Raw genomic sequence first — 19385 nt, 5'->3', positions numbered from 1 at the left:
GCTAGGTTGATCACGTGGATCTGAAGCTGTTCGGCGAGGTTTTCGTGACCCTGCTGGTGATCACCGACCCGCCGGGCATGATGCCGATCTTCCTGGCGCTGACCGGGCCGTTGCCCGCACGGGACCGCAATCGGGCCGCCTGGCAGGCCGTCGCGCTGGCTCTCGGCGTAATCGTGATCTTCGCGGTGGCCGGGCAGACCCTGCTCGACTACCTGCACGTCGACCTGCCCGCGTTGCAGGCCGCCGGCGGGCTGCTGCTCGTCCTGGTCGCTCTGGAGCTGTTGACCGGCAAGGCCGACGATCCCAGCCAGCAGGTCACCTCGAACATCGCGCTGGTGCCGCTGGGCACCCCGTTGCTGGCCGGCCCGGGCGCCATCGTGGCGACCATGCTCTTCGTCCAGCAGGCCGACGGGCTGGGTGACTTCACCGCGATCGCCGCGGCCATCCTCGCCGTCATGGTCGCGGTCTGGATCGTGCTGCGCTTCTCTGGCGGCATCGTGAAGATCCTGCGCCCCGGCGGCATCGAGGTGTTGACCCGGATCGCCGGCCTGCTCTTGGCCGCGATCGCCGTACAGCTCATCGCCGACGCGGTGGCGGCCTTCGTGACCCAGTACGTGAACATGGCCTGACCGGCACACCCGGAATGTCGGCGGTGGATGGCAGGATCGCAGGCGTGCGACGAGCCTCTTCAGCCGGACGACCCGCCGCAGGCGGTCGGGCCCCTCAGCAGCGCCCCGGTGGCGCCGAGCAGCTCGGCTTCGAGGGGATGCCGGAACGGCTGTTCGTCTGCACCCCGAGCAAGCTCGGCGCGTACCTGGACTGCCCCCGCCGCTACCGCTACTCCTACGTCGACCGGCCCGCACCGCCGAAGGGCCCGCCGTGGGCACACAACTCGCTCGGCGCCAGCGTGCACACCGCCCTCAAGAACTGGTATGCGCTGCCCGCCGACCGACGCCGCCCCGAGGCGCTGGCCACCCTGCTCAAGGGCACCTGGGTCCGTGAGGGCTACCGCGACGACGAGCAGGAGCGGGCCGCCTACCGGCGAGCGTTGAGCTGGCTGGAGGCGTACGTCGAGACGCTGGATCCGGAGTCCGACCCGCTCGGTGTGGAGCGGGTGGTGGCGGTCAAGACCGCAGTGCTGGCCTTCAACGGCCGGGCCGACCGCATCGACTCGCGCCCCGGGCCGGAGGGTCCGGAGCTGGTCATCGTCGACTACAAGACGGGCCGCACCGGGCTGGACACCGACGACGCCCGGGGCTCGCAGGCGCTGGCGCTCTACGCGTACGCGGCCGAGCGGGTGTTCCGCCGGCCGTGTCGCCGGGTCGAACTGCACCACCTGCCGACGGGCACGGTCGCCGGCCACGACCACACCGTCGAGTCGCTGAACCGCCAGTTGACCCGGGCCGAGGACACGGCCCGCGACATCATGGCCGCCGAGCGGGCGGTCGCCGACGGCGGCGACGCCGACGAGGCGTTCCCGGTGGCGCCCGGCGCGCGGTGCGGTTGGTGCGACTTCCGGCGGCACTGCCCGACCGGGGCGCAGACGCCGGGCCAGGAGCCGTGGGCGGCCGTGGACCGGTCCGCCGACGCCTGACCCTGCGCAGCCTGTCCGCACCTGACCCAGTGCGCCCCGCCCGCGACAGGCCGCAGGCAGTCTGTCCGCACCTCGCCCCGAGCGGGTCCGGCTGGTCAGCCGGCCAGCGGGGTCGCGGTGTGCCGTTCGGCCCGCTCCTTGGCGGCCTGCATCAACGGCCCCTCCCGGTAGCGGCGCGGCACCGCGGCGAGCGCCAGGCGCAGGGCGCGCACGGTGAGGTCCGCCGACAGCTCGGTGGTGGGCAGCCCCAACCCGCCGTACATCCGTCGGGCCCACGGAGGCAGCAGCGCGAGCGCGGTGCCGGCGATGCCCAGGTACGCCCAGCGCGGCGGGCCGAGGGTGAGGCCCAGCCGAGCCGGCAGGCTGAGCTTCCACGGCAGCGGTGGGGCGGTGAGGAAGATCGCCGTCTCGGCCGCCTCCCGGGTCATCCGCAGCTCCGGCCGCACCGCGCGGTAGTACGCCGCCACCTCGGCGGCGGTGCCCGGCACCGTGGCCGGGTCCAGCCCGACGAGGCCGGCCGACCGACGCTGCTCGGTGTAGTAGCCGTCCACCTCGTCGTCGGTGAGCGGCAGACCCGCCCGCCGGGCCGTATTGAGGAACGATTCGACCTCGGTGACGTGCACCCAGCGCAGCAGGTCCGGGTCGTCGATCCGGAAGTCCTCGCCGGTGTCGGGGTCGGTGGCCCGCAGCCGGGCGTGCAGGCGACGCAGTCGCGCCCCGGCCTGCTCCGCGTCAGCCGTGGTGCCGTAGACGGTGGTCGCCACGTAGGTGGCGGTGCGCACCAGTCGCCCCCACGCGTCGGTGCGGTAGTTGCTGTTCTGCGCGACCCCGGCCATGGCCCGGGGGTGCAACGCCTGGAGGTAGAGCGAGCGCAGGCCCGCGACGATCAGGATCGGCTCCTCGTGCACCTTCCACGTGACCGAACCCGGACCGAAGAGGCCGAGGTCATCGGAGTCCACCGACCAAGCGTGCCACGGCCCACCGGTCGGTGCCGGTGGTGCGGGCCGGTCAGCTGTCGGCGGCGCGGCGCGACTGGCAGCTCGGGCAGAGGCCCCAGAAGGTCACCTCTGCCTCGTCCACCTCGAAGCCGTGCGCGGTGCCCGGTTCCAGGCACGGGGCACTGCCGACAGTGCAGTCGACGTCGGCGATCTCGCCGCAGCCCCGGCAGACCACGTGGTGGTGGTTGTCGCCAGCGCGGGCCTCGTACCGGGCGGGACTGCCGGCCGGCTCGATCCGGCGGGACAACCCGGCCCGGCTCAACGCCCCCAGCACGTCGTAGACCGCCTGCGTGGAGACCGAGTCGAGGCGTTCGCGGACCCGACGGGTGATCTCGTCGACCTCCAGGTGACCGCCGTCGGCGAGAACGTCGAGCACCGCGAGGCGCGGTCGGGTGACGCGCAGGCCCCTCGACCGCAACAGCTCCTCGCCACCGGACATGCGCCAATGACAGCACGTACGACCAGCAGCGACAACCGTCGCCCGCTGGGGGTGGCCACGGACACAGCCGCAGGACCGACCTGCGGGGTCGCGCCGTGCTGAACCTGATCGCCGCCGCACGCGTGTCTCCGGGCGAGAGCTCGGGGACGACCGGCGGCCCGTACGCTGGCGATCCCTCACCGTGATCCACCTGGAGGTGTCGATGTTCGAGGAGATCCTGGGTCTACCGGTACACGTCCTCGTGGTCCACGCGGTGGTCGTCATCGTCCCACTGCTGGCGGTGCTGGCCATCGGATACGTGGGGCTGCCGCGCTGGCGGCACCGACTGGACTGGGCGCTGGCCATCCTCGCCGTGGTCGCGCCGGTGACCGCGTTCGTGGCCGTGGAATCCGGTGAGGCCTTCACCGACGCTCTGGTCGCCCGCGGCTACCAGGGCCAGATTCTCGACCAGATCTTCGAGCACTCCCGCTACGGCGACATCCTGTTCCGGATCGTGGTGCCCCTGGGGATCGTGGCCATCGCGCTGCTCGTGGCGACCAGTGGGCACCCGCGGGTGCCGCGGCTGCCGGCACTGGTGACGCCGGTGCTCGCGGTGGCGACCGTCGCGCTGGCCATCGCCGCCCTGATCTACGTCTACCTGACCGGTCACTCCGGCGCCGAGGCCGTCTGGGGCACCACCCTCTGACGGCCGGTCCGGGTGGGCGCGATCGACGCCGCTTTAGAAGATGAGGCGCGAGCAGAGCAGGCAGACAAGAGCCACCAGCACCACGGCGGCTGCGGCGCCGAAGCCGTAGGTGACCCGCTGGGAACGCTGCTCGGCCGCATCCAGGACGGCCATGTCCTGTGGCGGGAGCTGTCGGGGCGGGGCCGGCTCCAGGTGCACCGGGGGACGCCAACCGGCCGGGGGCGGCACGCTCGGGGGTGGCCCCGCGTACCCGCTCGTGGGTGTGGTGGCGGGTGGGGGTTGGTCCGCCATTCCGCCGTCGCCGGTCCCGGGCCGGCGCCAGTAGTCGTCGTCCGGGGTGCTGCCACCGCTGGGGGTCGTCACGGCGTCCGACGCTACCAACGGAGCCGGCGGCCCGGTCGCTTCTGGTCGATGTGCCAACCGTCGGCGAGCTGTCGCCTGCGCTAGTCTTGCCGCTCGTGAGCACCGAGGACCCCGGCACGCAGGGCGCGCGCGGCGATGATGACCGCACCGTCGACCTGAGCGACGACTTCGTGGTGCTGCCCGAGCAGACCACGGACGACACCGACCACGGCTGGGGCGAGCGGAGCAGCGGCAACGACGACTGGCTCCTCGCCCAACGCCCCCCACACTGGGACTGACCCCGACGCCGCGGCCCTGACCGCGCCGTTGGTCGCCGGGCAGCCGGTCGCGGTGCGCCCGCCGGTCGGGGAGTCCATGCCGGTCGGCGTGTGCAGGATCGCGGCGGCGAGGCCGAGCAGCGCGGCGACCAGCCCGGCCCGCAGCAGGGTGCGACCGCCGGGCAGGGTCGGCCGGCGGAGCGGGCGCAACGCCCGCGCGGAATCCAACTTGCGGGTGAGCATCTGCCGCCTCCGTCCCGGGTGCCGGCGTGGTGACACCCGTAGAGCGGCACGTTAGGCCGGCAACGGCCGGCACTGCGGACCCCTCGTGCCTGCCTGTGGACAACTGACCGGCCTGTGGATAACGCCCATCTACCGGCCGGATCTGCTATCGCACCCGGCGGGACCCGCTATGGCACGGAAAGACCCCGATCAACTTGGGTTCCAGGAATCCGGGCGATCAATCCGGCCCGGACCGGCCGACTTTCGGGAACCCGAGTGGATCAAGGATGGACAGCGCCGCCCGGGCGATCGCGGGCGGCGCTGTTGGCGAGCTTGGGGAAGGCTGAGGTCAGGATGCGGAGCTGGCCGCCGGAGCCTTGCCGCCGCCCGACCCACCGGACGAAGACCCACCGGACGACGACGACCCGGACGACCCACCGGACGACGACCCGGACGACGAGGACGAAGACGACGATCCGGAATCCCCACCCGAGGAGGAGGACGACGAGGACGACTCGGACTTGGCCGGCTTGCTCGGCGTGCCGCCAGCGGAGGTCTCGGAGCCGGACGCGCGGGAGTCGGTGCGGTAGAAGCCCGAGCCCTTGAAGACGATGCCGACCGAGTTGAAGACCTTGCGCAGCCGCCCCTGACACGCCGGGCACTCGGTCAGCGGCTCGTCCGAGAAGGACTGCACCGCCTCGAGCTGGTGACCGCACGCGGTGCAGGCGTACTGGTACGTGGGCACGTTCTCCTCCGGTATCTGGGCTCGGTCAGTTGGCACTCGACGTATTCGAGTGCCAATGGTGCGTCATTCGCCCCGGGTTCGTCCAGCGGACGTGTGGGGCGCGACACCCTGCGCCGCACCCGGGCCGTCGTCAAGCGTACGCATCCCGTCGGCGGGAGTGACGACCGCGCGGACCGGACGGTCGTGCGGCTCCGCCGGCAGCGCCTCGACCAGCTCCCCGTCGTGCAGCGGGACCACGGTCAGGGTCGCCCTGGGCACCCGCGCCAACGCCCGGTCGTACGAGCCGCCGCCCCGGCCCAGCCGTCGGCCGCGTCGGTCGACGGCGAGCGCCGGCACGACCACCAGCTCCGCTCCGGTGACCGCGGCCACGCCCAGGCGGGGGCCGATCGGCTCTCGCATACCCCGACCGGCCGCGCTTAGAGCATCGGGCCCGGAGTACGCGGCCCAGTCCAGGTCCAGGTCGGGGAGGAGCACCGGCAGCAGCAACTCGGCGTCGGGCGGCAGCGCCGACCGCAACACCTCCGGCAGGTCGGCCCCGCCCGGTTCGGAGCCGACCGGGACGTACGCCGTCATCCGGCGCGGGCGTAGCCGGCGTACCAGGGCGACCAGCTCGGCCTGGACGCGCCCGGCGGCCTCGGCCCGCGCCGGAGCGGTCAGGGCCCGGCGGCGGGCGAGCAGGTCGACGCGGGTGTCCCGCTTCGCCACTCGGGTCACTTCCGCTTCATCAGAAAATTCCGGCACGCAACACTCCTGACGCAACGCCACTCCCACGGTTGCTCTGTGTCAGCATCGCAAGCAACGGAGGCGGAACTTCCGGGGGGACCGAGTGACGCTACGCGGGCGGTTGACGGCAGCCTTCCTCGTGGTGGTGCTCGGCCCGGTCCTGCTCGGGGCGTTCTTCGTGGCCTCCACCGTCACGGCCGTCGACCGCAGCCGGTCCACCGAACGCCTCGCGGTGGCGGCCTCCACGGTGCGTACCTCGGTCGACGCGCTCTGCCAGCAACTGCGCGCCGCCGCCGACGCGGTCGCCCTCACCGGTGACCCGGCCGTCGCCGCCAGCCAGCTCGTCGGCCGTGGGCTGGCCGCAGCGGTGCTGGTCACCGACGTGAACGGACGCGTCACGTACGCCTCGCCCGGCGCTCCGCCGACCCCCTGGCGGGACTGCTCCGAGCCGGCCACCGCGTCGTCCGGCCCGGTCCGCGCGCTGGCCGCCCGGGTGGACCGCCGCGACCCGGCCGGCGCGCTGCTGGGCACGGTGGCCGCCGCGCAACTGGTCGACCCGGCCTTCGTGGCCCGGCTGGCGGCGGTGACCGGTGTCGCGGTCACCCTGCTCGACGGCGGCGCGAGCGCCGCCCGGGTCACCCACACCACCGAGTCCCGGGAGGTACGCGACGCGGTGCTGGCCGCCGCCGGGGCCACCAGCGGTGAGCGCGTCACCGAGAGCACCAAGGGTCGGTACGTGCGCCGGATCGGGCCGTCCGCGGGCCAGCCGCTGCCGCTGGTGTTGTCGGTGCCGAGCGAGCGGCCGCCCGGGCTGCACGTCACGCTGGCCGGCGTGGTCGTGCTGGCCGGGCTGCTCGCCGTGTTCACCGCCTGGCGTCTGGCCCGGGTGACCACCCGGCCCCTGGTGGAGTTGGCCGGAGCGGTCGACCGGGTGGCGCACGGCGACCTGACCGCCCGGGTGCCGGTGCGCAGCCGCGACGAGCTGGGACGGCTGGCGGCAGCGTTCAACCGGATGACCCGCGAGACCGGGTCGTACGTCGCGGCGCTGACCAGCAGCCGCGACCAGCTACGCGGGCACCTCGCGGTGCTCGGCGACACCCTGGCCAGCACCCACGACCTGCAACGCATCCTGCGGGTGATCCTGCACAGCGCCATCGCGGCCACCGGGGCGCGGGCCGGCGCGGTGCTGCTGGTGGAGGCCGGCGGGGTGCTCGTCGCGCAGTGCAGCGAGGGGTTGGACGGGCGCTGGCCGGCGGGGGACCCGGACGGGTCGCAGGGACTGCGGGTGCCCGTGGGCGTGGGCGTGGTCGGCGCGGTGGCCGCGACCGGCGAGCCACAGCGGGGCCGGGTGGAACCGACCGAGGCCCCGACCGACGAACCCCGCTGCCGCACCTACGTCGCGGTCCCCTTCGCCACCCCGGGCGGCACGAGCACACCGAGCGGCACGACCACAGCGGGCGGCACGACCACAACGGGAGGCGAGAGGAGTCTCGACGAGGCCGGCGCCGCAGCGGCCGCGCTCGGTGTGCTGGCGCTCTACGACCGGGTGGGCGCGGACGAGTTCGACGACGACGACCTGGTCACCCTGCGTACCTTCGCCGGCCACGCGGCCGTGGCGGTGGAGAACGTCCGGGTGCACGAGGAGGCGCAGCGGCTCTCCCTCACCGACCCGCTCACCGGGCTGTGGAACTACCGCTACCTGCGCGAGTCGATCCGGCGGGAGGTGGAGCGGGCCAGCCGGTTCGGCCGGATGCTCAGCGTCCTCGCCCTCGACCTGGACCGCTTCAAGGACGTCAACGACACGTACGGGCACGCGGCGGGGGACACCGTGCTGGCCGAGTTCGCCCGGCGGGTACGCGGTGAGATCCGCGAGGTCGACCTGGCCTTCCGGCAGGGCGGCGAGGAGTTCGTGCTGCTCCTGCCGGAGACCGACGCCCGGGGTGCGGCGATCGTCGCGGAGCGGCTGGGCGCGGCGGTGCGCGAGACACCGATCGCGGTCGAGGCGTACGCGGGGCCGATCGTGGTCACCGTGTCGGTGGGCATCGCCGTCTACCCGGACCACGGCAGCACCGGACGGGAGGTGCTGGAGGCCGCCGACGACGCCCTCTACGCGGCCAAGGCGGCCGGCCGGGACACCTATCGCGTGGCCGAGGCCCGCCCCGACGTGCCGACGCGGGAGATACCGGTGCCCGCTTGCGCCGTCAGCCCACCCGACGGGCTGCCGCGTGCCGGCCGGCCCGTGCAGGCGCCGCGGGAGCCGGGCGGGCACGCCCGGTCGGAGTCGACTGCTGGCGTACCGGAATCGAACCGGTCGGGGCCCGCGCACGCCCGCCCGGATCCGGCGGACGAGCCGGCGGCCACCGCCGCGGACGCCGCGCGGGCCGGCCCCGACGTCACCCGGCCGGGGTCGGGCGGCGGCGCGTCTTCTGGGCCACACCCGCCGCGGCAGAGCCGTGGCCGATAGTCTCGCGGCATGTCGGAGCACTCAGCGAACCCCTCATCGACGGTCGCCGCAACCGGCCGTCCCGTGGCGGTCAAGGCCGTTATCCCGGCCGCCGGACTGGCCACCCGCTTCCTGCCGGCCACCAAGGCGGTGCCGAAGGAACTGTTGCCGGTGGTGGACCGGCCGGTGCTGCAGTACATCGTCGAGGAGGCCACCCAGGCCGGCATCGGCGACGTGTTGCTGATCACCGGCCGGGGTAAGACGTCGATGGTGGACCACTTCGATCGACGCCCCGACCTGGAGACCAGGCTGGAGGAGAAGGGCGACGCCGAGCGGCTGGCCGCCGTGCGCCGGCCCAGTGAACTGGCCGAGATCTACACCGTCCGGCAGCCGGAGCAGCTCGGGCTGGGCCACGCCGTCGGGTACGCCGAGTCCCACGTCGGCGACCAGCCCTTCGCGGTGCTGCTCGGCGACGAGTTCGTCAAGCCGTCCGAGCCGCTGCTGCCGGCGATGCTGGAGCTGCAGGCCCGCACCGGTGGCGTGGTGCTGGCCTTCTTCGAGGTCGACCCGGCCGACACCAAGCGGTACGGCATCGCCTCGGTCGAGCCGGCCGAGGCGGAGCTGACCGACATCGGTGAGGTCGTCAAGGTCACCGGCATGGTGGAGAAGCCGCAGCCGGAGGACGCGCCGAGCAATCTCGCGGTACTGGGTCGGTACGTGCTGCCCGGCAAGATCTTCGACGCGATCCGGCGGACCAAGCCGGGCAGCGGTGGCGAGATCCAGCTGACCGACGCCATGGAGCTGCTGCGCACCGAGGGCACACCGGTGCACGCGATCGTCTACCGGGGCACCCGCTACGACACCGGCATGCCGCTGGGGTACCTCCAGACCGTCGTACAGATCGCCGCCGAGCGCGAGGACCTCGGCGCCGAGTTCCGCTCCTGGCTGGCCGAGTTCGTCAAGGCCGACGCGGCAGGCGGATCTGGTACATGACCGCGACGGCCGACGCCGAGGCGGCCGCGAACGAGTTGACGCCGCTCGCCGACTACCTGGGCAGCGTGCTGCGCAGGTTACGAGCGCTGCCGCCACTCGACCTCGACCTCACCCAGGCGCACGGCAACGTCCTCGCCGAGGACGTCGTCGCGCCGCACGCCTTCCCGGCCTTCGACCAGGCGGCCGTGGACGGGTACGCGGCCCGGTGGGAGGACATTTCCGGAGGGGGCCGGGGCCCGAGCTACGTCCCGGCCCCCTCCGGCACGCCCGGCGGCCGGACCATCCGGCTCAATGTGGTCGGCGACCTCGGCGCGGCGAGCTGGCGGCCAGTGCGGCTCACACCGGGCTCGTGCTTCTCGGTGGCCGCCGGGGCGCCGCTGCCCGTCGCCGCCGACGTCGTGGTCCCGGTGGAGTGGACCGACCAGGGCATGGCCGCCGTGGAAATCTTCCGCACCCCCAAACGGGGGTACGGGGTACGCCGCGCCGGTGAGGAACTGCCGGCCGGCACCCTGCTCGCCCGCGCCGGCACGTACGTCTCCCCGGCGCTCGTCGCAGTCTTCGCCGCGACCGGCATCGGGCATGTGGTGGTCCGGCCCAGCCCTCGGGTGGTCATCGTGGCCACCGGCGACGAGTTGGTCGACGTGGGCCGGGGCAGCCAGCCCGGTCAGGTGGTCGACGCGAACTCGCACGCGCTGACCGCCGCCGCCGCCGAGGTGGGCGCGCTGGCGTACCGGGTCGGTATCTGCGACGACGACCCGGAAGGGCTGCGCGGGCTGCTGGAGGACCAGACCCTGCGCGCCGACCTGATCATCACCACCGGGGGGACCGGCACCGGCCCCGGTGACATGGTGCGGCGGATCCTGTCCCGCCGCGAGGGCGGTCGCGCCGGGCCGGTCACCTTCACCGACGTCGCGCTCTATCCCGGCACCGCGCTCGGGTTCGGCACCGTCGGCGCCGAGGAGGTGCCGGTGGTCTGCCTGCCCGGTGACCCGGGGGCCGCGCTGATCGGTTTCGAGGTGCTGGCCCGCCCCGCCATCCAACTGCTCGCCGGCGCCGAGCCGGTGTTCCGGCCCAGCGTCCGGGCGCACCTGCTGGAGACCGTGTCGTCCCCCGGCGGGCTGCGGGAGTTCCGGCCCGCGCACGTCGCGGAGCGGCGCGGCGGCGGTTACACCGTGCAGCCGCTGCGCGGCGGTCCGTTCACCCTCTCCGGCCTGGCCGAGGCGAACGGGCTGCTGGTTCTCGGCGAGCGGGTCACCACCGCAGCCGCGGGCTCCACCGTGGACGTCCTGCTGCTCGACCGGCGCCGGTGAGTGCGCTCGGCTGTTCTTCGACGGTGCGCGTGGTGGGTCCACTTGCGCACGATCCGGTCCCGCGCGGGAGACTGTGCGGGTGAGCCTCTTCGGACCCGCGCGAGCCCCCGGCTGGCCGGCGGTGCTTGTCGACGGCCCGGTGCTGCTGCGGCCCTACCGGCGCTCCGACGCGGCGGCGTGGTCGGAGGTGCGCCGGGCCAACCGGGCCTGGCTGGCACCGTGGGAGTCGTCGCTGCCGGGCAGTTGGGACGAGCTGAACTCGCCGGCCGCGTTCCGCTGGGTGCACCGTGACCAGCGGCGTTCGGCCCGCGAGGGCGAGGGGATGCCGTTCGCGGTCTGCCTGCGGGAGGCCGACCGGGACCGGTTGGTCGGGCATCTCAACGTCGGCAGCATCGTGCGCCGTGCCTTCTGCTCCGGCTACGTCGGCTACTGGGTCGACGCCCGGGTCGCCGGGCAGGGCGTGATCCCGACGGCGCTCGCGCTCGCCGTGGACCACGCGTTCGGCCCGGGTGGGCTGCACCGGGTGGAGGTCAACATCCGGCCGGAGAACCGACCGTCGCGGCGGGTGGTGGAGAAGCTGGGCTTCCGCGAGGAGTCGTACCACGTGCGCTACATGCACATCGACGGCGCCTGGCGGGACCACATCGGATACGCGATGACGAGCGAAGAGGTCGCCGCCGAGGGCGGTCTGCTGGCCCGCTGGCACCGGGTACGCGCCACCGCGCGGTGAGCCGTCCCACGCACGGGATCGGCGCGGCGCGGCGGCATCACGGTCGGTGCGCCGTAACCTCAAGTAACTGCAAGCTGCGGCAAGCGCTCACCGCCCGGACGATCTACGCACCCAGGCACGATCGGTGGAAGATCCTGCGGTCGGGCAGCGTTTGCTCCGAATTCGGTGACGGGAGGGGTGAGGGTGCCGACCTCGGTGCTCCTCGCCGTCCTCGCCGCCGCCGGCCTGCTCGCCCTGGCCCCGGCGCTGGTTCGCCGGTACGACGCCACCGAGCGGCTGGTGGCGGAGCGGGCGCAGTCGACGGCGCGGGTGCTCCAACGCCGTCGACGGCGCCGCACTGTGCCAGGACGGCAGCCCGTGCACCCGCCCCGCTCGCTGATCGTCACCCTCAGTGAGGACGCGACTACAGGGAGGCTGGCTGCGCCGGTCTCCGCGCCCCCGGCGGCACGCCGTTCCGGCCGGCTGCGCGCCGTACCGCCGGCACCGAAGCGCTCCCGCCGTCGTCCGCCGCGCCGGCAGCACACCCCCGCCGTGTACCGCCGACGCCGGGTGCTCGCCGCGCTGCTGCTGCTCAACGTCGTCGAGTTGATCGGCGTGCTCTTCGTCAGCCCCGGCTTCTGGATCGGCTTCTCGGTCACCTTCCTGCTGCTGGCCCTGTACGTCGTACACCTGCGCGGGCGTGCCCTCGCCGGCCGGCGTCGCCGCCGCGCCCGCGCCCGGGAGGCGGCATGGCTGGCCGCCCGCCAGGCCGAGGTCCGCCGCGAGCAGGCCCGCCGCGCGGCGGCCCGCCGGGAGGCGCAGCGCCGCCTGGCGGCCCAGCGCGAGGGGGTACGCCGAGCAGCCATGGGCCTCGACCGGCCCGGAGACCTGCCGGCGGCTGTCAACGGCGGCTCGGTCTCGTACCGTCGCTCCGGAGGGCTGCGCGGCCGCCCCTACGAGGCCGGACGGGGCGCCTGACCCCGCGCTGCCTCGGCCTCGCGGCGCCCGGTGTCGCGGCGCCCGGCCTCGCGGTGCCCGTGTCACGGTGCTCGGTGTCGCGCTGCCTGGCCGCGCGCTGCCCCGGTGTCGCGGCGCTTGATCGACTCCGGTTCGCCGAAGTGGGGGTATGGCCGCGAGATGATGCCGCCACATCGGCGATGTCGAGTCGATCAAGGGCGTGCGGGTGCTTGATCGACTCGAGTTCCTGGAAGGCGGGGTGTCGAGGCGTCCGGGATGCCCCGGTTTCCTGGAAGTCGAGTCGATCTCCGTGCCGGTGACAGCGCCGCACCGGGGGCGGATTCGCGGTGGAGGCCGGCGACCTGTTAGCCTTGCTGCCGGCCCGCCCGGTGTAAGCCGGGTGGGACCGAAGCCGGTTCGCCGGTGGGGGGCTGTGGCGCAGACTGGTAGCGCACCTCGTTCGCATCGAGGGGGTCAGGGGTTCAAATCCCCTCAGCTCCACCAAGAAACAGCAGGTCAAGGGCGGGTTTCCGGATGACGGGAACCCGCCCTTGATCATTTGTCAGCGTCTCGTCAGCAGGACGGAGCCCCAGTCCGCAGCAGAGGGCGGCAGAAGTTGAGCCGAACGGCTGAGTTCCACGGCAGGTGGCCCAGCGCGGGGGTTGCAGTGGACCTGTGCCCCGGCGATGCGCGTCGCGGTCCGGTCTGTTTGCGGGGTTGGGGTGGTGGCCCTGGCGCTGGCGTTGCAGGTGTTGTCGCTGGTGGCCGCCGCCGTCACGGTGTATTACGTGATGCGCACGGGCGACTCCGCGAAGGCGGTCTCGAAGGGCCAGTGACGTTGGCGGTTCATCGGCGGCTGGCCCGGTCGACGTCCCTGTGCACCTGGACGGTGCGTTCGATCAGCTGCCGCAGCACGCTCTCGTCGACATCGTCGAGCCGCCTCAGGTAGATGCATCCCTTTCCGGCGCGGTGCGGGCCAAGCCGGGTGAGGAGCGCGTCGTCCCGCTCCTCGAAACCGCCGCTGGTGAGGTAGAGGACGAGGTTCTGTTTGCGCGGCGAGAACCCCACCAGGGGCGCGTCGCCACTACGCCCGCTCTCGTATGTGTAGTGGTAGCTGCCGAAGCCGACGATGCTCCGGCCCCACATAACCGCCGGCTCCCCGGTCAGCTCAGCCATGATCGCGCGGAGCCTCTCCGCGTCGGCCCGCCTACGTTCGTCGGGGTTGCCGGCCAGGAAGTCATCGACGCTGATCGCGGTCGGAACGGTTACCGGCTGCTTCGCTGTGGCCATGACGTGATGCTGTCACCTGCCTACGACGAGAATCGCCTCAACGGTCAGGCGACCTCGTCGCGTCTTCGCCAGGAGAACGCCACGGCGCTGTAGAGCGCCCAGTTCCGGTCCCCCTGGGCCGCGAAGCGTCGAGCGAGCAGCAGGCGGGCCGCGATCAGCGACAGGAACGCCGTCGCGCCGCAACGACGTGGAGCACCACACGCTCTTCTTCGTGCGGTAGAAGAGCTAGCAGAACCGTTCGGTCGTCAGGGCGATCAGGCCGTGCTGCCGCAGCAGGTTCGTCAGGTCGGTCAGGGTCGAGCGCACCGCCTCGGCCGCGCCGGTTCTCATCAGGACGGTCACGTCGAGGCCCCAGGCGACTGTGTGGCCGACCCGTCGCAGGTCCCAAACGAACTGGTGGCCACCTCGCTCGTGGTGGCCGCCGGCGGCGGATCCGACAGTGCCGTCGACCGGCGTCCGCCAGACTGTCCTCAGGGTCGCCACCTGATCCGGCCGGAGATCCTTGGCGAAGAGGACGCGGTACACGCGTCGCTCATGAAAGCCCTCCGGTAGCTGTGTCGGGCCGAGCCGCAGTGGCGGGGCGGTCGCGAAGGCTTGATGGTCACGGAAGTACGTGCGCAGGACCGCTTCGGAGGGCAGGTGCCCGCCTCCGAGGCGGCGGTAGGCGGCGACGGCGTCGGCGCGTGCGATGGGAACGACCCGGGCGAGCACGGCCGGATCGGTGCGCAGGCCGCGACTCAGCGAGGCGGAACTCCACCAGCCGGCGCTCGGCGTCCAGCCCGGTTACTTCATGCAGAACCTGCTCGCTGCCAAGGCCGGTGAGCACCTCTACGGACTCTTCGGCGCCGCGCGGGTCGGCCTGATCGACGCCCGGGACATCTACGTACCGCAGAGCCCGGAGGAGGCACGCGACGGACTGCTCCAGGCCGGCCTCGACCAGTGGTCGGCTGAGGTTCTCGCCGAATACCGGGTCGCCTACGGCTCCGGGTGGGGCGACTTCACCAACGACCATGTCGCTCGAATCCTCGGTCGGCAGCCGCGGCCCTTTGCCGAGTTCGTCCACGATTACCGCGAGCAATTCGCCAGCGTCTGATCCCCTGGCATCTCGGCGCGGTGCCCTCCGGCGCGATCGGGCCGGAGGGCACCCCCGGGCGGTTCACCGGCGCGGGGCGACACCGCACCCGGGCGAGAACCATCCGTACCGGATAGCGCCCGCCTCGTCCGTGCTGCCCGGCGGGTTGACGACCACCTACCCTCATGTCCGTGAACCTGCGCAAGCTCCTGATCGCGGCGGCCTGGACGATCCCGGTGGTGGCCATCGTGTGTGCCGGAGCCGGGTTCCTCCTGATCCGAAAAGACGCGGCCGACCGACGTACCTGCCAGGAGTCGGTGAACGCTTCGCAGGCGAAGGTGCGCACCGATGCGTGGGACCCACCGGCGGACCTTCCGGGCGTCGGCACGGAACCGGAGATCCACTGGCAGGTGCGGCCGTTAAGCAACCCCTGTTCGCTGGTGCCGGGGCCGACTGACTGGGCGTACCAGGGCGTGGTCAACCTGCGCCCGGAGGACGCACGGGCGCTGGCCGACGAGTACGACTTCGTGCCGTACGCGACTCTGGAGCCGGCTGAGCTGCCTCTGTCCAACAGCCCGGCGGACGTATGGCCGGCGCTCGCGTCGTATCTGCCCGACAAACCCCGGTGGCAGTACAGCTCGTCGTACAGCGTGGGAAGTCACGTCGCGGAGCTGAGGGCCGTGTTCCTCGATGTAGAGCACCACACGCTCTTTTTCTACCTCCTGAACAATTAAGGGCCGGATTTCATAAGAACTGCCCGGCCTGCGGCGGGCCCGAACGACGCCCGGCGGCGTAGCGGTTTGGTCCGAATACAACACCGGTATCCGGACCGAACCGCGCCTTGCCGGATCGCCGTTCGGACTCCGCCTCGGCTCGGCCGCCCTTATGAATCAGGCCCTAGCAGAACCGTTCGGTCGTCAGGGCGATCAGGCCGTGCTGCCGCAGCAGGTTCGTCAGGTCGGTCAGGGTCGAGCGCACCGCCTCGGCCGCGCCGGTTCTCATCAGGACGGTCACGTCGAGGCCCCAGGCGACTGTGTGGCCGACCCGTCGCAGGTCCCAAACGAACTGGTGGCCACCTCGCTCGTGGTGGCCACCGGCGGCGGATCCGGCGGTGCCGCCGTCCGGCGTCCGCCAGACTGTTCTCAGGGTCGCCACCTGATCCGGCCGGAGATCCTTGGCGAAGAGGACGCGGTAGACGCGTCGCTCGTGGAAGCCCTCCGGTGGCTGTGTCGGGCCGAGCCGCAGTGGCGGGGCGGTCGCGAAGGCTTGATGGTCACGAAAGTGTGTGCGCAGGACCGTTTCGGGGGGCAGGTGCCCGCCTGCGAGGCGGCGGTAGGCGGCTACGGCCTCGGCGCGTGCGATGGGAACGACTCGGGCGAGCACGGCCGGATCGGTGCGCAGGCCGCGACTCAGCGAGGCGGAACTCCACCAGCCGGCTGTCGGCGTCCAGCCCGCGCTGTGCAGACCCGTCGTGGTGAAGTCGTCGTGCCGGGTGAACTCCTCGACGAGGATGCCCTCCACCTCATGATCGCCCTGCGCGGACCGGACCAGGTGGTAATCCAGCGAAGGCCCCGAGCGGGGCCGATCCGTGCTCACCGGCCCCATCCTCCGGCCACGCCGCACACCGGGCAACAGTGATCCCGTCCATACCAGACGGTGAGCCCGCAGACGTCGATCATGTCGCCCATCCGACCCGCCGCAACCGAGAGGCATGTTCAGGAGTGCTTCTGGCATCAGTTGACGCCCGGGAGCACCCGGGCCGCCCACACGGGGAGAACAGAATGACGCACACCGCTCGACACCGGATGCTCGCCGGCACCGCCGCCGGCCTGCTGGCCGCCTCTCTCGGCGTCGCCCTGTCCTCGACGGCGACCGCCGCGCCCAGGACCTCGGCCACCAGCGCCTGCACGATCAGCACGCTGCCGTACCCGGCGGACACCTACCGCGCCGAGGCGAACGCCATCGACCCGTCGGGCCGCTTCGTCGCCGGCGCCGCCCTGCGGGTCGGGGAGAACGACAACCAGTACCTGATGCTGCTCTGGGACGGGCAGCGGCTCACGGAGGTCGAGGCCCCGGGCGTCAGCGGATTCGATCCCGCCGACATCAACGAGAGCGGCATCGTGATCGGCAACGGCTGGGAGAACGGCAGCCCTCGGGCCTGGCGGTACCGCGACGGTCAGTTCGTGCAGTTGCCGTCGCCGCCGTCAGTCGACGTCTCCGTCAGCGCCATCAACAAGGCAGGCGACATCGTCGGCGTCGGCTCGGACAACGCGTCCGGGGAGTACGTCGCGCTGCGCTGGCCGGCCGACCGGCCGGGCACTGTCGAGGTGCTCGACGCGCCGGTCAACGCCAGGCCGAGCGGGATCACGCCGAACGGGACCATCGTGGGTTCCGCCGGGGAATTCGCAAACTGGACCGGTTGGGTCCGCCGGCCGAACGGTCGGATCAAGCCGCTCGCGGTTCCGGGTGGCGGGTCCACCGAGGTCTACGCGGCAGCGGGTCACTGGGCCGTCGGCCGGGTCAGCATGGTCGACGCCCAGGCGGACATCGTGCGGTGGGACCTCCGGGATGGCTCGTACACGTTCCTCGACCAGGAGATGGGGCTGGACGACGTCAACGCCAAGGGCGTCGTGGTGGGCGGTGACCGGGTCGCGCGGGGCGCCACCTCCCGGGTCCTGCCCGGCGGCGGCGAGCGGATCAACATCGGCGCTCGGGCCATCTCCGACACCGGCACCATCGTCGGTTGGCGCAACGCCGACCGGGTGACGCCGGTGCGCTGGACTGGCTGCTGACACTCGATCTCGCGTGCGTGGGGCCGGCCCGATCATCGGGCCGGCCCCACGGCACGTCACGGCTTCCAGGAGCCGGCGGTCGCGAACTTGTGCTGGTACTCCAGCACTCCGGAGGTGTCGTGCACGTCGAACACGACGCTGCCGGTGCGCTTGGTGCCCGCGGCCAGGTCGTTGGCGGCCGGCATCGGTTTGCCGCAGCCGGAGAAGGCGCCGGCGATCGCGTTGGTCTCCGTGCCGTCGGCGGCGACCCACTGGAAGTAGAGCGGGTTCGCCGAGCCGGTGCCCTTGGTGACCGCCACGGTCACGTCGGCGATCACGTACATGCCCTCGTCGGGCTTGAGGCCGTACGACGTGCAGGGCTTGGTGGCGGTGCTGAACTTCGTCACGGTGATCTCGACGGTGCCGCCGTTGTCGTCGATGACCAGGGTGTCCCCGGCGGACATGTTGCGGGTCTCGCCGTCGGCGGACGCCCGGGGCGACGGCGCGGTGCTGGCCGGCGGCTGCCCGACACCACGGGTGACTGCCGGGGTGGGCAGCGCGTCGGTCACCTCGTTCGCGGCGCGGTTCGCGCCGATGACCACCGCCACGATGCCGCCCGCACAGCACAAAAGGGTGAGCACGGCCGCGGTCACCGCGATGGCCACCACGGTCTTCTTGGAGTTCTTCGTCTGCACGGGCGGCGGCGGCATGAGCGGGTAGCCCGGCCCACCGGGCGGCGGGTAGGCGCCCGCGCCGGGTTGCGGGTAAGCGCCGCCGGCCTGCGGGTACGCGTCGCCCGAGAACGGCGGCTGCGACGGGTTCGCCGCTGCCGACCACGGGTTCGGCGGCACCGGCGCCTGCGGGACCGTCGGGTCGGCGGCGGACCGCTGCGGCTGCGGTGTCGCCGCGAACGGTGGCGTCGGCGGTTCCGGGTTCGGCTGCTGAGGGTCCTGCGGCCCGGCGGAGGGCTGGGGGTGGGTCACCGTACTCCTTGACGCCTCGTACGTGCGGTTCGGGAACCCGCCGACGCTACCGTGCGTCGCCGACCCGCCGGTCGCCGCGCCGGCTCGTGTCCCACCGCCAGCGAGTCGTCGACGCACCGGCCAGCATGGACGGTGCGGAGGTCAGCGCAGCGTGAGGACGGCGGCGGTGCGGACCAGGCCGTCGGCGACCACGAACCGGCCGGTGATCGTGCTCGGGGGATCGGCGACCTCGGCGGCGTCCACCCGCGCCGGTGCGATCCGGGCGGTGAACGTACCGGAGTCCGGGTCCAGCGTGAGGTGGGCGTCGTGGAAGTCCAGCCAGCTCCCGACGACGGGGTGCCAGACCTTGTAGACGGTCTCCTTGGCGCTGAACAGCACGACGGGCCAGGAGATGTCGGAGGGTAGCCGCGCAAGGCTCTCCTCCTCCTCGGGCAGCAGCACGAGTCGGCGTACTCCCGCATTGATCTCGCGGTGCCGTTCGGCGTCCATGCCGACCGATCGCAGGTCGGTGGCGCGCGCCGCCGCGGCGGCGCAGTAGCCGGTGGTGTGGGTGATGGTGCCGACCACCCCGGCGGGCCAGATCGGCGCGCGGTCGGCGGCGGCCGGCACGGCCACCGCCGGCAGGCCGAGGTCGACCATCGCGCGGCGGGCGCACACCCGGCCGGCGGTGAAGTCCCGTCGACGGGTCTGCACCGCCCGTTCGCCGAGGCACGCCTGTTCGGCGGTGAGGAGTTCCCCGGTCCAGTCGTCGGGTGCGGCGACGGCCACGGCGACCGTCGGCGGCAGGAGGTCACGCACGGCCGCCACCTACCGTCGGGTAGCGAAGGGGCA

The 19385-nt window shown here is 72.9% G+C and carries 22 protein-coding genes and 1 tRNA gene; 13 read left to right on the top strand and 10 right to left on the bottom strand.

The genetic code is table 11. The features are described 5' to 3' along the window. The first annotated feature begins 14 nt into the window (after positions 1 to 14). Positions 15 to 629 carry a MarC family protein gene (locus tag ACGGAQ_RS02860; RefSeq protein WP_354855908.1) on the top strand — a complete coding sequence of 205 codons (615 nt, stop codon included), beginning with the start codon at positions 15 to 17 and terminating at the stop codon, positions 627 to 629. 137 nt (positions 630 to 766) lie between these two features. Then, complete coding sequence (locus ACGGAQ_RS02855) at positions 767 to 1594, top strand: RecB family exonuclease (protein WP_393045639.1); 828 nt, start codon at positions 767 to 769, stop codon at positions 1592 to 1594. A gap of 95 nt (positions 1595 to 1689) precedes the next feature. Here the strand turns inward: ACGGAQ_RS02855 and ACGGAQ_RS02850 are convergent, their stop codons facing one another. Beyond that, complete coding sequence (locus ACGGAQ_RS02850; protein ID WP_393043998.1) at positions 1690 to 2553, bottom strand: oxygenase MpaB family protein; 864 nt, start codon at positions 2551 to 2553, stop codon at positions 1690 to 1692. A gap of 49 nt (positions 2554 to 2602) precedes the next feature. Beyond that, positions 2603 to 3031 carry a Fur family transcriptional regulator gene (locus ACGGAQ_RS02845; protein ID WP_234584363.1) on the bottom strand — a complete coding sequence of 143 codons (429 nt, stop codon included), beginning with the start codon at positions 3029 to 3031 and terminating at the stop codon, positions 2603 to 2605. A 202-nt stretch (positions 3032 to 3233) separates the two neighbouring features. Between ACGGAQ_RS02845 and ACGGAQ_RS02840 the strand changes: the two genes are divergently transcribed. After that, a complete protein-coding gene (locus ACGGAQ_RS02840; RefSeq protein WP_355066756.1) occupies positions 3234 to 3716 on the top strand; it encodes a DUF2231 domain-containing protein in 483 nt (160 codons plus the stop codon). 33 nt (positions 3717 to 3749) lie between these two features. Here ACGGAQ_RS02840 and ACGGAQ_RS02835 read toward each other — a convergent pair whose 3' ends face one another. Then, positions 3750 to 4079: a hypothetical protein gene (locus ACGGAQ_RS02835; RefSeq protein WP_355066739.1), complete on the bottom strand. Its 330-nt coding sequence runs from the start codon at positions 4077 to 4079 to the stop codon at positions 3750 to 3752. Between the two features lie 95 nt (positions 4080 to 4174). Between ACGGAQ_RS02835 and ACGGAQ_RS02830 the strand changes: the two genes are divergently transcribed. Then, positions 4175 to 4357 (top strand): hypothetical protein, encoded by a 183-nt coding sequence (locus tag ACGGAQ_RS02830; RefSeq protein WP_354855904.1) that lies wholly within the window; start codon positions 4175 to 4177, stop codon positions 4355 to 4357. A 550-nt stretch (positions 4358 to 4907) separates the two neighbouring features. On the opposite strand, the gene ACGGAQ_RS02825 is transcribed toward ACGGAQ_RS02830, so the two are convergent. Then, complete coding sequence (locus ACGGAQ_RS02825) at positions 4908 to 5339, bottom strand: FmdB family zinc ribbon protein (RefSeq protein ID WP_393043995.1); 432 nt, start codon at positions 5337 to 5339, stop codon at positions 4908 to 4910. 27 nt (positions 5340 to 5366) lie between these two features. Continuing rightward, the gene (locus ACGGAQ_RS02820) at positions 5367 to 6044 is read right to left on the bottom strand and encodes a 5-formyltetrahydrofolate cyclo-ligase (protein WP_393043993.1); all 678 of its coding nucleotides are present in this window, start codon (positions 6042 to 6044) and stop codon (positions 5367 to 5369) included. Positions 6045 to 6129: 85 nt separating this feature from the next. Between ACGGAQ_RS02820 and ACGGAQ_RS02815 the strand changes: the two genes are divergently transcribed. From ACGGAQ_RS02815 to ACGGAQ_RS02790, 6 genes are all read left to right on the top strand, one after another. Beyond that, positions 6130 to 8490 carry a diguanylate cyclase gene (locus ACGGAQ_RS02815; protein WP_393043991.1) on the top strand — a complete coding sequence of 787 codons (2361 nt, stop codon included), beginning with the start codon at positions 6130 to 6132 and terminating at the stop codon, positions 8488 to 8490. 9 nt (positions 8491 to 8499) lie between these two features. Then, positions 8500 to 9462 carry a UTP--glucose-1-phosphate uridylyltransferase gene (locus ACGGAQ_RS02810; RefSeq protein WP_393043989.1) on the top strand — a complete coding sequence of 321 codons (963 nt, stop codon included), beginning with the start codon at positions 8500 to 8502 and terminating at the stop codon, positions 9460 to 9462. Then, entirely contained in the window at positions 9459 to 10772 is a 1314-nt protein-coding gene (gene glp / locus ACGGAQ_RS02805; RefSeq protein WP_139582488.1) for a gephyrin-like molybdotransferase Glp, read from the top strand. The genes ACGGAQ_RS02810 and glp overlap by 4 nt, the downstream gene beginning before the upstream one ends. 79 nt (positions 10773 to 10851) lie before the next feature. Further along, positions 10852 to 11502 (top strand): GNAT family N-acetyltransferase, encoded by a 651-nt coding sequence (locus tag ACGGAQ_RS02800; protein ID WP_234584369.1) that lies wholly within the window; start codon positions 10852 to 10854, stop codon positions 11500 to 11502. Between the two features lie 177 nt (positions 11503 to 11679). Further along, positions 11680 to 12459 carry a hypothetical protein gene (locus ACGGAQ_RS02795; RefSeq protein WP_393043986.1) on the top strand — a complete coding sequence of 260 codons (780 nt, stop codon included), beginning with the start codon at positions 11680 to 11682 and terminating at the stop codon, positions 12457 to 12459. Between the two features lie 406 nt (positions 12460 to 12865). Beyond that, positions 12866 to 12942 (top strand) — tRNA-Ala (locus tag ACGGAQ_RS02790). A gap of 342 nt (positions 12943 to 13284) precedes the next feature. Here the strand turns inward: ACGGAQ_RS02790 and ACGGAQ_RS02785 are convergent. Then, positions 13285 to 13728: a DUF1801 domain-containing protein gene (locus ACGGAQ_RS02785; RefSeq protein ID WP_393043984.1), complete on the bottom strand. Its 444-nt coding sequence runs from the start codon at positions 13726 to 13728 to the stop codon at positions 13285 to 13287. Positions 13729 to 13953: 225 nt separating this feature from the next. Further along, positions 13954 to 14439, bottom strand: a complete 486-nt coding sequence (locus ACGGAQ_RS02780) for a hypothetical protein (protein WP_393043982.1) — start codon at positions 14437 to 14439, stop codon at positions 13954 to 13956. A gap of 10 nt (positions 14440 to 14449) precedes the next feature. Between ACGGAQ_RS02780 and ACGGAQ_RS02775 the strand changes: the two genes are divergently transcribed. Together ACGGAQ_RS02775 and ACGGAQ_RS02770 are read left to right on the top strand one after the other, a co-directional pair. Next, positions 14450 to 14821: a hypothetical protein gene (locus ACGGAQ_RS02775; protein ID WP_393043980.1), complete on the top strand. Its 372-nt coding sequence runs from the start codon at positions 14450 to 14452 to the stop codon at positions 14819 to 14821. A gap of 170 nt (positions 14822 to 14991) precedes the next feature. After that, positions 14992 to 15534 (top strand): hypothetical protein, encoded by a 543-nt coding sequence (locus ACGGAQ_RS02770; RefSeq protein ID WP_393043979.1) that lies wholly within the window; start codon positions 14992 to 14994, stop codon positions 15532 to 15534. A gap of 163 nt (positions 15535 to 15697) precedes the next feature. On the opposite strand, the gene ACGGAQ_RS02765 is transcribed toward ACGGAQ_RS02770, so the two are convergent. Further along, complete coding sequence (locus tag ACGGAQ_RS02765; protein ID WP_393043977.1) at positions 15698 to 16396, bottom strand: hypothetical protein; 699 nt, start codon at positions 16394 to 16396, stop codon at positions 15698 to 15700. Positions 16397 to 16581: 185 nt separating this feature from the next. Between ACGGAQ_RS02765 and ACGGAQ_RS02760 the strand changes: the two genes are divergently transcribed. Then, a complete protein-coding gene (locus ACGGAQ_RS02760; protein WP_393043975.1) occupies positions 16582 to 17592 on the top strand; it encodes a hypothetical protein in 1011 nt (336 codons plus the stop codon). Between the two features lie 56 nt (positions 17593 to 17648). Here the strand turns inward: ACGGAQ_RS02760 and ACGGAQ_RS02755 are convergent, their stop codons facing one another. Then, positions 17649 to 18554, bottom strand: a complete 906-nt coding sequence (locus ACGGAQ_RS02755) for a hypothetical protein (RefSeq protein WP_393043974.1) — start codon at positions 18552 to 18554, stop codon at positions 17649 to 17651. 141 nt (positions 18555 to 18695) lie between these two features. Further along, positions 18696 to 19352, bottom strand: coding sequence for a 4'-phosphopantetheinyl transferase (locus ACGGAQ_RS02750; RefSeq protein ID WP_393043972.1), 657 nt, complete (start codon positions 19350 to 19352; stop codon positions 18696 to 18698). Positions 19353 to 19385 lie beyond the last annotated feature (33 nt).

This window comes from Micromonospora sp. NPDC047557 (genome assembly GCF_043205095.1).
GTDB lineage: Bacteria > Actinomycetota > Actinomycetes > Mycobacteriales > Micromonosporaceae > Micromonospora.
Note: the sequence above shows the minus strand (reverse complement) of the source record. Positions and strands in the feature narration are given on the sequence as shown.

What these genes read in the sequence shown, in the direction of transcription:
- ACGGAQ_RS02855 (WP_393045639.1), top strand. Translation starts at nt 767, where the DNA reads ATGCCGGAACGGCTGTTCGTCTGCACCCCGAGCAAGCTCGGCGCGTAC.
- ACGGAQ_RS02845 (WP_234584363.1), bottom strand. Translation starts at nt 3,031, where the DNA reads ATGTCCGGTGGCGAGGAGCTGTTGCGGTCGAGGGGCCTGCGCGTCACC.
- ACGGAQ_RS02840 (WP_355066756.1), top strand. Translation starts at nt 3,234, where the DNA reads ATGTTCGAGGAGATCCTGGGTCTACCGGTACACGTCCTCGTGGTCCAC.
- ACGGAQ_RS02810 (WP_393043989.1), top strand. Translation starts at nt 8,500, where the DNA reads ATGTCGGAGCACTCAGCGAACCCCTCATCGACGGTCGCCGCAACCGGC.
- glp (WP_139582488.1), top strand. Translation starts at nt 9,459, where the DNA reads ATGACCGCGACGGCCGACGCCGAGGCGGCCGCGAACGAGTTGACGCCG.
- ACGGAQ_RS02785 (WP_393043984.1), bottom strand. Translation starts at nt 13,728, where the DNA reads ATGGCCACAGCGAAGCAGCCGGTAACCGTTCCGACCGCGATCAGCGTC.
- ACGGAQ_RS02760 (WP_393043975.1), top strand. Translation starts at nt 16,582, where the DNA reads ATGACGCACACCGCTCGACACCGGATGCTCGCCGGCACCGCCGCCGGC.